The sequence below is a fragment of the Pseudomonas khorasanensis genome (assembly GCF_014268505.2).
In the GTDB taxonomy this organism is placed as follows: domain Bacteria; phylum Pseudomonadota; class Gammaproteobacteria; order Pseudomonadales; family Pseudomonadaceae; genus Aquipseudomonas; species Aquipseudomonas khorasanensis.
The window spans coordinates 779,304-793,523 of sequence record NZ_JABWQP020000001.1 but is presented as its reverse complement, the minus strand read 5'-3'; the positions used below and the strand labels follow the sequence as shown (position 1 = coordinate 793,523).

Annotated in this window: 14 protein-coding genes; 3 read left to right on the top strand and 11 right to left on the bottom strand. The window is 60.8% G+C overall.

The genetic code is table 11. The annotated features are described in order from the left end of the window. Positions 1 to 21 precede the first annotated feature (21 nt). Entirely contained in the window at positions 22 to 2,562 is a 2,541-nt protein-coding gene (locus HU727_RS03750) for a PAS domain-containing hybrid sensor histidine kinase/response regulator (RefSeq protein WP_186528336.1), read from the top strand. A 46-nt stretch (positions 2,563 to 2,608) separates the two neighbouring features. Further along, positions 2,609 to 2,884: a peptidylprolyl isomerase gene (locus tag HU727_RS03745; protein WP_007912322.1), complete on the top strand. Its 276-nt coding sequence runs from the start codon at positions 2,609 to 2,611 to the stop codon at positions 2,882 to 2,884. 149 nt (positions 2,885 to 3,033) lie between these two features. Here HU727_RS03745 and kdgK read toward each other — a convergent pair whose 3' ends face one another. From kdgK to HU727_RS03705, 8 genes are all read right to left on the bottom strand, one after another. After that, the gene (gene kdgK, locus HU727_RS03740) at positions 3,034 to 3,969 is read right to left on the bottom strand and encodes a 2-dehydro-3-deoxygluconokinase (RefSeq protein WP_186528335.1); all 936 of its coding nucleotides are present in this window, start codon (positions 3,967 to 3,969) and stop codon (positions 3,034 to 3,036) included. An 86-nt stretch (positions 3,970 to 4,055) separates the two neighbouring features. Continuing rightward, positions 4,056 to 5,270, bottom strand: a complete 1,215-nt coding sequence (locus tag HU727_RS03735; RefSeq protein ID WP_186528334.1) for an amino acid deaminase — start codon at positions 5,268 to 5,270, stop codon at positions 4,056 to 4,058. Positions 5,271 to 5,310: 40 nt separating this feature from the next. Beyond that, positions 5,311 to 6,075: an IclR family transcriptional regulator gene (locus HU727_RS03730; RefSeq protein ID WP_186528333.1), complete on the bottom strand. Its 765-nt coding sequence runs from the start codon at positions 6,073 to 6,075 to the stop codon at positions 5,311 to 5,313. A 126-nt stretch (positions 6,076 to 6,201) separates the two neighbouring features. Then, a complete protein-coding gene (locus HU727_RS03725) occupies positions 6,202 to 6,591 on the bottom strand; it encodes a RidA family protein (protein WP_186528332.1) in 390 nt (129 codons plus the stop codon). A gap of 31 nt (positions 6,592 to 6,622) precedes the next feature. Next, on the bottom strand, positions 6,623 to 7,420 hold the full coding sequence (locus tag HU727_RS03720) for an amino acid ABC transporter ATP-binding protein (RefSeq protein WP_186528331.1): 798 nt from the start codon (positions 7,418 to 7,420) through the stop codon (positions 6,623 to 6,625). Further along, positions 7,417 to 8,079 carry an amino acid ABC transporter permease gene (locus HU727_RS03715; RefSeq protein ID WP_186528330.1) on the bottom strand — a complete coding sequence of 221 codons (663 nt, stop codon included), beginning with the start codon at positions 8,077 to 8,079 and terminating at the stop codon, positions 7,417 to 7,419. The genes HU727_RS03720 and HU727_RS03715 overlap by 4 nt, the downstream gene beginning before the upstream one ends. A 9-nt stretch (positions 8,080 to 8,088) precedes the next feature. Further along, positions 8,089 to 8,751 (bottom strand): amino acid ABC transporter permease, encoded by a 663-nt coding sequence (locus HU727_RS03710; protein ID WP_024012746.1) that lies wholly within the window; start codon positions 8,749 to 8,751, stop codon positions 8,089 to 8,091. Positions 8,752 to 8,800: 49 nt separating this feature from the next. After that, positions 8,801 to 9,649: a transporter substrate-binding protein gene (locus tag HU727_RS03705; RefSeq protein WP_186528329.1), complete on the bottom strand. Its 849-nt coding sequence runs from the start codon at positions 9,647 to 9,649 to the stop codon at positions 8,801 to 8,803. A gap of 346 nt (positions 9,650 to 9,995) precedes the next feature. Between HU727_RS03705 and HU727_RS03700 the strand changes: the two genes are divergently transcribed. Continuing rightward, positions 9,996 to 10,427 carry a thioredoxin family protein gene (locus tag HU727_RS03700; RefSeq protein ID WP_186528328.1) on the top strand — a complete coding sequence of 144 codons (432 nt, stop codon included), beginning with the start codon at positions 9,996 to 9,998 and terminating at the stop codon, positions 10,425 to 10,427. A gap of 148 nt (positions 10,428 to 10,575) precedes the next feature. Here the strand turns inward: HU727_RS03700 and HU727_RS03695 are convergent, their stop codons facing one another. From HU727_RS03695 to HU727_RS03685, 3 genes are all read right to left on the bottom strand, one after another. After that, complete coding sequence (locus tag HU727_RS03695; protein WP_186528327.1) at positions 10,576 to 12,135, bottom strand: TerC family protein; 1,560 nt, start codon at positions 12,133 to 12,135, stop codon at positions 10,576 to 10,578. 389 nt (positions 12,136 to 12,524) lie between these two features. Further along, positions 12,525 to 13,208 (bottom strand): vWA domain-containing protein, encoded by a 684-nt coding sequence (locus HU727_RS03690; RefSeq protein ID WP_186529250.1) that lies wholly within the window; start codon positions 13,206 to 13,208, stop codon positions 12,525 to 12,527. Beyond that, positions 13,190 to 14,191, bottom strand: a complete 1,002-nt coding sequence (locus HU727_RS03685; RefSeq protein WP_186529247.1) for a magnesium chelatase ATPase subunit I — start codon at positions 14,189 to 14,191, stop codon at positions 13,190 to 13,192. The genes HU727_RS03690 and HU727_RS03685 overlap by 19 nt, the downstream gene beginning before the upstream one ends. Positions 14,192 to 14,220 lie beyond the last annotated feature (29 nt).

The following is a 14,220-nucleotide window of genomic DNA, read 5'->3' as shown; positions in this document are numbered from 1 at the left end:
AACCACCTTCAGGATTGACGTATGAACGCTGTACCCACTACCGATGATGCCCAGGCCCTGATTGCCCGCACCGACTGGAGCCGCAGCCCGCTCGGCGCTGCCGGCACCTGGCCGCAGAGCCTGCGCACGGCAGTGGACATCGTGGTTCACTCGCCAATGCCCATGCTGTTGTTATGGGGGCCGGCACTCACGCAGATTTACAACAATGGCTTTGCCCTGCTCGCCGGCAGCAAGCATCCCGAGGCTTTCGGGAAACCGACGCACGAGGTCTGGCCGGAACTTCGCGACTTTGCCGAACCGATTTATCGTGCGGTGCTGGACGGCCAGGTACGCACCTACAGTGAACGACGCTTCACACTGCAACACGCGGGCAAGGACTCCGACTTCTGGCTCGATCTGACCTACAGCCCGATTCGCGATGAAACGAGGCAAGTGGCCGGGATTCTGGTCACGGCCATCGAAACCAACGAACGCCGACGCATCGCCCTGGAACTGAAACGCCGCTCCGAGGAAAGCCTCAAAGCCCAGCGCCAGTCCGAGGAGCGCCTGCAACTGGCGCTGGCCGCGACTGACGCGGTCGGTACCTGGGATTGGGATATTGGCGAAGACCGCTTTATCGCCGATGCGCATTTTGCCGAACTGCACGGCGTCGATCCCGCCAAGGCCGGGCAATTGCCGATCAGCGATTACCTGCAAGGCGTACACCCGGAAGACCGTGCCATGGTCGCGCGCAGTATCAAACACTGCATCACCCACGGCACCGAGTACGCCGAGGAATACCGTTTGTTGCAAGCTGACGGCGAAGTGCGCTGGGTGTTCGCCCGGGGTCGTTGCTACAAGGATCACCACGGGCGTCCGGTGCGCTTTCTCGGTGCTGCGCTGGACCTGACCGAGCGCAAACACACCGAGCAAGCCTTGCGCCAGAGCCAGACCGAACTTCAGCTGATCATCAACGCCATGCCGATCCTGATCAGTTACGTTGATCACGAAGAACGTTTCCGCTTGAACAATTCGGCCTATCTCGACTGGTACGGCCTGACTCCGCAGGAGTTGTACGGGCGCACGATTCGCGAAGTCGTTGGCGAAGAAGCGTATTTCTTGCGCGCGCCTTATATCGCTGAAGCGCTGGCCGGACGCCCCTGCTCCTTCAGTTTCTACACGCCCCACCGCGACGGCAGCACCCGTCACGCCCTGATGAACTATCTGCCACGCCACGGCGCGGATGGCACGGTCAACGGCTTCTACATTTTTGTGATCGACGAAACCGAGCGCAAGAAGACCGAAGAAGCGCTGCGCAATCTCAACGAAACCCTTGAAGAGCGCGTCAGCGCGCGTACGGAGCAATTGGCGCAGGCCAACCAGCGTTTGCAGAACGAGATGTTCGAACGCGAGCGCGCTGAAGATGCCTTGCGCCACGCGCAGAAAATGGAAGCCGTCGGCCAGCTCACGGGCGGCATTGCCCATGACTTCAACAATATGCTGACCGGCATCATCGGCAGCCTCGACCTGATGCAGCGCTATATCGCCAATGGCCGCGCAGATGAAATCGGGCGTTTCACCGAAGCGGCGGTATCATCGGCCAATCGCGCGGCGGCGCTGACCCATCGTCTGCTGGCGTTTTCCCGACGCCAGTCACTGGACCGCAAACAACTGAACGTCAACGAACTGGTGCATTCGCTCGAAGACCTGATCCGCCGCACCAAAGGCGATCCGATTGACCTGCAGCTACGCCTGCCGGATGACTTGTGGCCCGTGAGCACCGACGTCAGTCAGCTGGAAAATGCCCTGCTCAACCTGGTGATCAACGCTCGGGACGCAATGCCGCAGGGCGGCGTGTTACTGATCCAGACCGCCAACGTTTACCTCGACGGCAGCGATATCACGACGCTGGAACCGGTGAAAGCCGGGGAATACGTGATGCTCGCCGTCAGCGACAACGGCACCGGGATGACCCCGTCGATTCGCTCCAAGGCGTTCGATCCGTTTTTTACCACCAAACCCATCGGCCAGGGCACCGGGCTGGGGCTGTCGATGATTTACGGTTTCGCCCAGCAGTCCGGCGGGCACGTCAGCCTCGACAGCGTCCCGGGGCAAGGGACTTGCGTGCGCCTGTATTTGCCGCGCTTGCTTGAGCTGGCGCCCGAACCCTCGTCTGTCGAGACGGCCGAGCCGATTGCGACCTCATCTTCGGGCGAAACAGCGATCGTGGTCGAGGATGACCCGGCGGTGCGCATGCTGGTGCTCGACCTGCTCAAGGAGCTGGGTTACAAAACGTTCGAAGCGGAAAACGCCAAGACTGCCCTGCCCCTGCTCGAATCCGCCCAGCGCGTGGATTTGCTGGTCACCGATGTCGGCTTGCCCGGCATGAACGGTCGCCAGTTGGCGGAGATAGCCCGCCAGCATCGCCCGGGGCTCAAGGTACTGTTCATGACCGGCTATGCGCAGATTGCTGCCGAGCGTCAGGGCTTTCTCGAGGAAGGCATGGACATGGTGGCCAAGCCCTTCGCACTCGAAGTGCTCGCGGGCAAGATTCGCAAGATGGCCAACCCGGCCTCGACTTGAGGCATAATCGCGCGCCCGCCGTCACCCCGTTATCAGGTATTGCACGATGAAAGCCCAAGCCCGCCACATTCTGGTGAAAACCGCTGAAGAGGCCGAACAGCTCAAACAACGTATCGCCAAAGGTGAAGCGTTTGATGTGCTGGCGAAGAAATTTTCGACATGCCCGTCCGGCAAGCGCGGCGGCGACCTGGGTGAAGTGCGGCCAGGGCAGATGGTCGGCGCGATTGATGCGGTGATTTTCAAGAAGCCGCTGCGAACCGTGCACGGGCCGATCAAGAGCAAGTTTGGCTATCACCTGGTGCAGGTGTTCTACCGCGATTAATCACCGCGTTGATCGTTCCCACGCTCTGCGTGGTAATGCCTATTCCGACGCTCTGCGTCGGCTCTGGGACGCAGAGCGTCCCTTGCTGCATTCCTTTGCTGCGCGTGGGAACGATCAGTCATCGCAGCTTCGGCAGCTCGGATCGCATTTTATGCTTTGGGGATCAGCGCCCCCGGGCATTGAATGACCTGGCTTGCCAATCGGTGTCCAGCTTCAGCCGCCTCAGCCGGGCTGCCACCGAGCAATCGTTTCGCCAGATACGCCGCACTGAACGAATCCCCCGCTGCGGTCGTGTCTATCACCTTGTCGACCTTCTGTGCCGGCACTTCAAACGCCTCACCTTCGCAGCGAATCAGGCATGTCTCGGCACCTCGCTTGAGGACCACTTCCGGTGTGCCGAACTGCGCGTAAGCCTCGAATACCGACTCGCAATCGGCGAAACCGAACAGCGCCTGTTCGTCATCCACGGTCAGTAGCGCCAGATCGACATACGGCAACACGCTGCGATACGCCCCGCGCGCCTCCTCCACCGAAGCCCACAGGCGCGGTCGATAGTTGTTGTCGAAGACAATGCGCGCATCACGCTGCCGGGCTTCTACCAGGGTCCGGATCAGTCGGGCTCGCCCTTGCATGCCGAGTACCGCGAGGGTAATGCCGCTGAAATACAACACGTCGTAATCCGGCAACGCCGCCAGAACCGGCTCGGCCGCCGGCGTGGTGAAGCAATCGCGTACGGCTGCTTCGTTGCGCCAGTACAGAAAGCGGCGCTCGCCGTGGGCGTCGGTCTGGATGCAGTACAAACCGGGCAGCCGACCGGGCAAGCGCTGCACGAGATCGAGGCCGATGCCTTCGCTGCGCCAGATCTGGCACATGGCGTCACTGAAACTGTCATCGCCCAGCGCGGTGACGTAATCGACCTGCGCCTTGTCACCCATCGCCCGGGACAAGTACACAGCCGTGTTCAGGGTATCGCCCCCGAAGCTTTGTTGCAGGCTGCCATCAGCGCGTTGTTGCAGTTCGATCATGCATTCGCCGATCAGGGCAATGCGTGGGGTGTTGGGGCCCAAGGGGCTGAGGGTGTTCATCTGGTTGGGCCTCTGGTGGTTCGGTGGTGGCTGTTCAGGCCTCATCGCTGGCAAGCCAGCGATTGGCCGCGCCTCGGTCTCAAGCCTTAGAAACAGGTTTTCATGGTTTCGATCACCGACAACTGCTCATCCACCAGCAACCCCACCCGCCACTTGTCGAACGTCAGGCACGGATGCGAAGTACCAAAGGTAATGATGTCGCCCACGCGCAGTTCAACGCCCGGCGCCACGGTCATGAACGCGTGCTGATCCATCACCGCAGTCACCTTGCACGCGCCGACATCATCACCCGCCGCCGGCACCACACCCGCCTTGTAACGCAACAACGGCACCGGCAATCCGGCATCGAAGGCGACGTCGCGCTTGCCGAGGGCGATCACCGCAAAGCCCGGCTCCGGCAACGACTGCACATGCGCCCAGACTTCCAGCGCCGGACGCAGGCCTTCGTGCAGATCGCTACGCCGATCGAGCACGCAGCACTGCGCTTCTTTATAAATGCCATGGTCGTGCGCCACGTAACTGCCCGGGCGCAACACGCTGAGGAAACGCCCGGCGGCGTTTTGCGTTTCGAAGGATTCGGCAATCAGGTCGTACCACGCCGAGCCCGACGCGGTGATGACCGGTTTGGCGATGGCAAAGGCGCCGCTGTCCTGCAACTGCACCGCCAGGCGGACCAGCGACGCGGCAAACTCGCGAATACCGCTGACCGCGTGGTCGCCGTGAATCACGCCTTCGTAACCTTCGATACCGGTCAGGGCCAGCGCCGGTTGTGCATCGATCGCCCTCGCCAGCTCGATGACTTCCTGCTCGCTGCGGCAACCGCAGCGGCCGCCGACCACGCCGTATTCAATCATCACGTTGAGTGTCACCCCACGCGAGGCGAAGTAGGCGCCGAGGTCGGCGACGTTGTCCGGATGGTCGACCATGCAATGAAAATCAAACGCCGGATCGGCGAGTAAATCGGCAATCAGCGCCATGTTCGGCGTGCCAACCAATTGGTTGGCCATCAGCACCCGCCGCACACCGTGGGCGTAAGCGGCGCGGGTCTGGGTGGCGCTGGCAAGGGTGATGCCCCAAGCGCCCGCGTCGAGCTGACGTTTGAACAGCGCGGGCGTCATGCTGGTTTTGCCATGGGGCGCCAGTTCCGCTCCGCTGTCACTGACAAACTTCTGCATCCAGCGGATGTTGTGCTCCAGCGCTTTACGGTGCAGTACCAGCGCCGGCAGGCTGACGTCGCGCGTCAGGTGCGCACCGATCGCGGCGTCGCCCTTTTCCACAGCGGTATTGATGGCAGTCGTCATGGTCGAATTCCTCACAATCGCGGCCGCAGGCAGCCGCCGTTTATTCGTTGATTCGCCGGGCTAGGCTGTTGGCGCTCTCGATCAACACCCGGCGATAGTCGTTGTAATTGTTCTTCGCATCGGCGCGCGGAGCGACGATGCAGAGGGTACAAATGGCCACGCCTTGCGGGTTCTTGACCGGCGCGGCGAAGCAATGGGTGAAGGTGTCGGCGACGCTGTCGAAGGAGAAAAAACCATCGATGCCGGCCTGACGGATTTCCGCCAGAAACTGTTCCAGCGGCAGGCGTTCGCCGTCGGGCAGGATGTAATCGTCTTCGTCGATCAGGTCGATGATTTGCTGATCGCTCAAATGGGCAAGCAGCAGGCGGCCGGAAGCGGTCCACGGGATCGGCGCGTTTTCGCCGATATCGGAAGAGATGCGGAAATGCCGTTCGCCCTCCTTCATCAATGCGACCGTGTATTTGCGCCCGTTGAGCAGGCACATCTGCGCGGTTTCATGGGTCTGGCTGACAATTTCCTGCAACGCGTGATCGGCCTCGCGGCTGAGATCGAAGTGGCGCAGATGCGCCTGGCCCAGGAAGTACAACTGTCGACCCAGGTAGACGTGGCCGTCCTTGCCCACCGGTTCCAGGATCCGTCGTTCCAGCAAGGATGCGACCAGTTCGTAGACCGTGGATTTGGGGCTGCCGATGCCATTGGCAATGTCATTGGGGCGCAAGGGCTGGCCAATTTCCTTGAGAAAATCGAGGATATCGAACGCCCGGTCCAGACCGCGAGCCCGGCGCTTGATGGTGTCTTCGGTCATTTCAGTGGATTCCCATTCAGAGTCGCCGGATGGTAACTGGCCCTTGGTGTTGTGTCAGTGGCATTGCCGCCCTCACCCCCCGCCCTCTCCCAGAGGGAGAGGGCTAGGGTGAGGGGCAGCCTTCATTCAGGCCCTCTTCTTGTACGCAATGCAGTCAATCTCAACCTTGCAATCAACCATCATGCTCGCCTGCACACAGGCCCGCGCCGGGGCGTGTTCGGGTTTGAAGTACTCGGCGAAAACCTTGTTGAAGCTGCTGAAATCCCGTGGATCGTCCAGCCACACGCCAACACGCACCACCTCTTCCAGGCCATAACCGGCTTCTTCGAGAATCGCGATCAGGTTTTTCATCGTCTGGTGGGTCTGCTCGACGATGCCGCCAACGATGATTTCGCCCTCCACCGCCGGCACCTGGCCGGACACGTGCAGCCAGCCATCCGCTTCAACGGCGCGGGCAAATGGACGAGGCTGGCCGCCGGCGGCGGTGCTGCCGGTGCCGTAACGCGTAATGCTCATGGGTGTTTCTCCTGATTGCAAAAGTGAAGATTCAAAACCGCGTGCTCTTGAGAAATTCAGCCAGACGCGGCGATTGCGGGCGTTCGAACAGCTCCTTGGGTGGCCCCTGCTCTTCGATCCGCCCCTGATTCATGAAAACGATTTTGTCCGAGACCTCAAAGGCGAAACGCATTTCGTGGGTCACCAGCAGCATGGTCATGCCGTCTTCGGCCAGGCCCTTGATCACGCTGAGCACTTCGCCGACCAGTTCCGGGTCCAGGGCTGACGTGACTTCGTCAAACAACATCAGACTCGGGTTCATGGCGATTGCCCGGGCGATGGCCACGCGCTGTTGCTGGCCGCCGGACAACTGACCCGGAAAGTGATTGCGACGTTCGAGCAGGCCGACGCGCTCCAGCCATTTCTCTGCAAGCGCGACGGCTTCGTCCTTGTGCATTTTCTTCACTTTGAGCAGGCCCAAGGTGACGTTCTGCAGAGCGGTCAAATGCGGGAACAGATTGAACTGCTGGAAGGCCATGCCGGTCATGGCCCGGTGGCGGGCGATGACTTTTTCCGCGTGACGAACACGTTTACCGCCGATCTCGTCGTAGCCGATGGACTCGCCGTCGAGCAAAATCTGCCCGCCCTGGAACTCTTCGAGCATGTTCACGCAGCGCAGCAGCGTGGTCTTGCCCGAACCGCTCGAGCCGATCAGTGTCACCACGTTGCCGCGCTGCATGCTCAGATCGACACCCTTGAGCACTTCAACCGCGCCGTACTGTTTGTGCAATCCACGGATATCCAGCAGCGGCCGGGCGTTCTGGACGTTGGAAACTTGAGCTTCAGTCATGGCAAGGCCACCCGCTTTTCAATGTGCCGGCCGAGTAATTCGATGCCGTAGTTGATGACGAAAAACAGAAAACCGGCGAACAGGTAAAACTCCAGAGTCATGAAGTTCCGGGCGATGATCTGTTGGGTGCTGAGCAGCAATTCGGCCACGCCGATCACCGAAAGCAAGGTCGAAGCCTTGACGATTTCGGTGGAGGAATTGACCCAGGTCGGCAGGATCTGCCGCAGCGCCTGGGGCAACAGCACGTAGCCGAGGGATTGGTAGAACGTCAGGCCAATGGCTTTGCCCGCTTCCATCTGCCCACGCGGTAGCGCTTGCAGCGCCCCGCGCACGATCTCGGCGACGTGCGAGCCGCAGAACAGCGTCAGCCCGAGGGCTCCGGCCTGAAACGCGCTGATCTGCCAGCCCAGCGCCGGCGCCATATAGAAGCAGGCCAGCACCAGCACAAACACTGGCGTACCACGAATCAGATCAACGTAAAAACGAAACGGCGCACGCATCCAGAATTTGCCGTAAGTCAGCACCAGACCGGCCACCACACCGAGCATTGTGCCCAGCACAATGGCCAGCGCCGAGACCTGCACGCTGGTCAGAAACCCCTGCCACAGCGGCTCACGCGCCACCCACAATTCATGCAACCAACTGGGAGATTCGTACATCGCAGGCTCCTATCGGCGGATCGCCAGACGCTGCTCGAGATAACGCAGCAGCATGGCAATGAGGTAACAGGCCGCGACATACAACGCCGTGGTCACCAGCCAGGTTTCGATGACCCGGTAGCTCTCGACGTTGATCTTGCGCGCGTAATAGGTCAGCTCCGGCACCGCAATCGCGGCGGCCAGGGAGGTGTCCTTGAACAGCGAAATGAAGTTGTTCGACAGTGCTGGCAACACGTTGCGCAGCATCACCGGCACGGTGACGTAAGCCTTCACTTGCCACTCACCAAGCCCGATCGCCAGCCCCGCTTCGCGTTGGCCTTTGGGAATGCTGAGCAAACCGCCACGGAACACCTCCGTCAGGTAAGCGCCGGCATACAGCGACAGCGTGATGATGAACGACGGGATCTTGTCCAGGCGAATCCCCAGACTCGGCAGCGCAAAGTAGATCAACAGAATCAACACCAGAATCGGCGTATTGCGCACCACCGTGACGTACACCGAGGCCAGCACCCGCAGGGCGCGATGCTTCGACAGCAAGGCAAACGCCATCAGCAGGCCGATCACGCAACCGATGGCGATCGACACCAGCGCCAGCTGCAGGCCCAGACCGAGCCCCGCCAGCAAGGTGTCGAAATCGCGCCAGACGGCGGCAAAGTTCAACTGATAGTTCATGGTCAGCAGTACCTTGAGCGGGGCAATGACTCGCCCCGCTCTCACGGGATCATTTGAATTCGATAGGGAAACCGATGGCTGGGGACGGCAGATCAACGCCAAACCACTGCTTGAAGGACGCCGCGTAAGTCGGGAACTCAACGCCGGTCATCGCTTCATGCAGCGCGGTATTGACGAAGTTCAGCCAGTCCTGGTCGCCGCGTTTGACGGCGCACGCGTAGGTCTGCGGGCTCCATGCATAGGCCGGGCTGCGATAGCGGCCGGGGTTCTGCACCATCAGGTATTTGACCGAAGACTGGTCAGTCGCGGCGGCATCGGCGCGGCCAGAGTTCACCGCCTGATACATAAGGTCGACGCTGTCGTACTGATCGACCTTGGCTTTGGGCAGTGCCTGATGCACCAGCTCTTCGGCATACACGTTCTGCAGCACCGCAACGGTCACGTCGTCGCCCGCCCCTTGCAGGTCTTCGATTTCCTTGTACTTGCTGTTGTTCGGCAGCAGCAGACCGACGCCTTCGCGGTAGTACGGCAGCGTGAACGCGACTTGCTGGGCGCGGCTGGCGGTAACGGTGATGAACTGGCAGCTCATGTCGACCTTGTCGGTCAACAGGTTGGGAATCCGCGCATCGGAGGACTGCACCACGAACTCGACTTTGTCCGGGTCATTGAACAGCCCTTTGGCCACCATCCTGGCGATGTCGATATCAAAACCCTGCAACTTGCCGTCCGCGCCCTGAAAGTGCCATGGCGCATTGGTACTGCCAGTGCCAACGATCAACTTGCCACGGGCCAGAACACTGTCGAGCTTGCCATCGGCAGCCTGGGCAATGCCCATGACCGAAGAAGAAGCCGCAAGAACAAAAACACACGCTTTGAACAACGAAGGACGGCGATGCATGGCGAGCACTCCTGAATGACGTTTATTCCGCTATACCGGAACACGGTTTGTTACTACGGAATAGACAGCAGAAAGTGTGCCACAGGAATGACGCGGCGTCTTTCGGGATCTGAAAGGGTTTATCAATCAAGCGGTTACTTGAATCGAAAGGTGAGCTCCGCCCGAACTCCCTCAGCAGTAGCGCTACTGTTGGCTACACCTGACGGGTATCAGGGCCTCATTTGCGTGCAGCGAGAGCACGCAACGCACTTTTCACGCCGCGTCTACCTGTCAACTCTGACAGTAGATAGCCGGGCGACAGATGCTTATCGTGCCTGGGACGCAGACCGGACCAAGGAGCTCATCCATGCGCCTCTCACCCGCCCACGCCGACCTGGCGCCTACTTACCGCAAAGCCTTGAAAACCTGGCGTCCGGTCATTCTGTATTTCGCCAACGAGCATTGCCCCGCCTGCAAATGGGCGGGGCCGGTGTTTCGGCAGATTGCCGAGCGTTATCGATTGCGTGCCAACGTCTACATGCTCGACACCACCCAGTCGCCCAGGCATCCGAACGTGACCGGCACGCCTACGGTTCTGTTCTACAAGAACGGCAGGCTGATAAAAAAGCTCAAAGGAATTGGCACTGAAGAAACCCTTACACGGGATTTCGCGGTGCATATCGGCAAGACCAAAGCGCCCGTTGCCGCGCGCAAACGAACGCATGATCTGGCTTGGTTGCGTCGGACACTCCGTACTATGCGTACCGTCTCACGTGCACGCCCGCAGCGTATGTTCTGAGCGCCTGGCCGGCACCTCAGCAAGAGATCTGTAGCGCCTGCCGGATCGCATTCGCGAGCAGGCTCGCTCCCACATTTGCAACGCGTTTCCAATGTGGGAGCGAGCCTGCTCGCGAAGAGGCCGGCACAGCCTGCAGGGAAATCGAGTTTTACGCGGCAGAGCGCTCCAGTAGCACCCGCGTCACCCGCCGCTCCTCGACCGCTTTGACGGTCATCTGCCAGCCAGCATATTCCAGACGATCTCCCTTCATCGGCAACCGATCCAGCAAACTCATCACCAGGCCCGCCATGGTCTGGTAGTCCTCGGTCGGCTCGGCGTCGAACCCGGTGCGCTGGCGCACGCGCGCCAAGGGCAGTGCGCCGCTGACCAGAAACCCGCCGCGCTCTTCGACCACGTCCGGGCCTTCGATTTCACTGGCGTCGGGCAACTCGCCCGCAATCGATTCGAGGATGTCGGTCATGGTCAACACACCGACGAAGTCACCGAATTCGTTGACCACGAACGCGATGTGCGTCGATGCCGCGCGCATCTGCTCAAGGGCGTTCAGGATCGAATAATTGTCGAGCAAATTGATGGTCTGGCGCGACAGATGCTCAAGGCTCGGTTCCGCGCCCGCCAGATATTCCTTGAGCAGTTCTTTCTTGTGCACGAAGCCCAGCGGCTCGTCCACCGCGCCGTTGCGAATCAACGGTAAGCGCGAGTAGGACGAATGCATCAATTTCGTGCGAATGGTTTCTGCATCATCAGCCACGTCGATCAAATCGACATCGGCGCGCACGGTCATCAGGTTGCGAATCGGGCGTTCTGCCAGTTGCAGCACGCCGCTGATCATCACCCGCTCACGCCGGTCGAACAGCTCGGTTGTCGGCGCTTCACCGTTGTCGAGCAGATCGGAGATTTCCTCGCCGACCTCCTCAGCCGCCAGCTTGCGACCGCCGAGCAAACGCATCACCGCATGGGCGGTGCGCTCGCGCATCGGCCGCAAGCCCTGCATCGAGCGCTTGCGGCGTGCCCGGGCGATCTGGTTGAACACCTCAATGAGGATCGAGAAACCGATGGCGGCGTACAGATAGCCTTTCGGGATATGGAAGCCCAGGCCTTCGGCCGTGAGGGCAAAACCGATCATCATTAAAAAGCCCAGACACAGCATGATCACGGTCGGGTGTGCGTTGACGAAACGGGTCAGCGGTTTGCTGGCCACGATCATCAGGCCGATGGAGATGATCACGGCGATCATCATCACCGCCAGTTCATCGACCATGCCGACGGCGGTAATCACAGCGTCGAGAGAGAACACCGCGTCGAGCACCACAATCTGCGCCACGATGGGCCAGAACAGCGCATAAGCGGTATTGGCCGAGCGTTCGCCGACATGGCCTTCGAGACGCTCATGCAATTCCATCGTGGCCTTGAACAACAGAAACACACCACCGAACAGCATGATCAGATCACGCCCGGAGAAGCTCTTGTCGAATACCTCGAACAACGGCTGCGTCAGCGTGACCAGCCAGGAAATACTCGCCAGCAGGCCCAGACGCATGATCAGAGCCAGCGACAGGCCAATGATGCGCGCGCGATCGCGCTGGTGTGGCGGCAGTTTGTCCGCCAGGATTGCGATGAACACCAGGTTGTCGATACCCAGCACCAGTTCCAGCACGATCAGAGTCAACAGGCCTAACCAGGCTGTGGGATCCGCTAACCATTCCATAAAAAGTCTCGACCTCTGCTCAGTGAATTCGCAATGCCGGACACGGCAAGGTGCAACGCGAAGGCTCTGGAGCCGCGTTGGCAACGATAGACAAGTGTCGGAAAACCGGATGCTGCGAGAGCGTCAAGACTGCGCGATGGCGCAATGGGAAGGTATGACTGGGAGGCTCCGTGAGGGTGTTCATGTAGATCCTGAATCGAAAATGGCCTTGGAGCGTACAGCCACAAGTGACTTTTCCTACAGCCGAAAATCGTTTCAGAATCTGTATCAGGTTTGAAAACGGCAGCGTTGCTCGGCGCTCTTGACAATAAACCTCGCACCTGAGGTCAATATATTCCAAATGTGGGAGCGAGCCTGCTCGCGAAATCAGCCCGTCAGAATCCGAAATCTCAGACCGAACCCAGCTCGTCGATATGCCGATATTCCGCGCCCAACGCCCCCGCCAGATCCTTCGCCCTGCCCAGCCGAATCGGCCCGCGCTCGATATCAATCAACAAACCCGGACATGTGACGAGCGTCAATCCCGACCATGCTTTCAAGCGCCCATCGGTGACCAGCAGCAAGCGCTGCTGCTCGGCCGGAAAGCGTTTGCGCCGTGCCTCCAGCCATTGCTGCGCTTGCGTTAGTGCAGGCAGCAGCGGCGTGCCACCGCCCGCCCCCAGCTGCTCAAGCCAGGCTCGCAGACCACTGGAGGCTTTCAAACCCTGCACTTGCCATTTCGGCGCCGAGCCGCTCACGGTCAGCAATGCCAGGCGCGCGCGCTGACGGTAGGCATCATCGAACAGTTGCGCGAGCAGACCCTTGGCGTCCCGCAACGCATGATGGCGCCGCGTCGAGGCTGAGGCGTCGACGATCACCAGCCACAGTTCATGGGGCGAACAGGTGCGCAACTGGAACAGCAGATCTTCACGACTGTGCGGCCGACCGTTGAGCAGTGTGCCCGGCCAATTCACCACACCGCTTCGGGCAGCGTGGCGCCTGCCCTGGCGTCCATCGTCCAACTGCCCGGCGCGAGGTCTGGCATCCGCCCCCGCGTCGGATGGGGGGCGAATGCCTAAGGCTTTTTTGGCCAGCCCGGGACTTCACGACGCGACCCGGTGGCGAGCGCCGGTGCCGGCATGTCGCCCCACTGGCCTTGCCCTTCGCTCGAATGGGCGCCGGCATTCGTCGGCGATTGCGCGGGCGGCTGATGGCTCGAAGGCGACTGTTCGCGGCGACGATGGCGCAAGGCAAATTCGGCCACGGCGTCGATGTCTTGTTCAGCGATGGCTTCAGCCCCCCGCCACGCAGCGTGCGCACGAGCGGCGCGCAACCAGACGAGATCAGCGCGCAAACCGTCGACACCGGCGGCGAAACAACGCTCGGTGATTTGCGCCAATGCCGCATCGTCCAGCGCAATGTCTGCCAATGACTTGCGCGCGGTTTCGCAGCGCAAACGCAAGGCATGTTGCTCGGTTTCCCATTGCGCGCAGAACGCTTGCGGATCGCTGTCGAAATCCAGCCGCCGGCGAATGATCTGCCCGCGCTCAGTCGGCGCGGTGTTGCCGCTGAGCGCAACATTGAGGCCGAAACGGTCGAGCAATTGTGGACGCAACTCGCCTTCTTCCGGGTTCATGGTGCCAATCAGCACGAATTTCGCCGAGTGCCGGTGAGAAATGCCGTCACGCTCGATCACGTTGGTGCCGCTGGCGGCCACATCGAGCAGCAAATCCACCAGGTGATCGGGCAGCAGATTGACTTCATCGACGTAGAGCACGCCGCCATCAGCCTTGGCCAGCACGCCGGGGGAAAACTGCGCGCGACCGTCGCTCAGCGCGGCGTCCAGATCGAGGGTGCCAACCAGACGCTCTTCTGTCGCACCCAATGGCAAGGTGACGAACTGGCCGCTGGCGAGCAGATCCGCCAGGCCCCGAGCCAGTGTGGACTTGGCCATGCCCCGCGGACCTTCGATGAGCACGCCGCCGATTTTCGGGTCGATGGCGGTCAGGCACAGGGCGAGCTTCAAGTCATCGGCGCCGACCACGGCGGAGAGCGGGAAATGCGGGATGTCGGTCATTGTCATTACTCAGTCATGGTCGATAAACG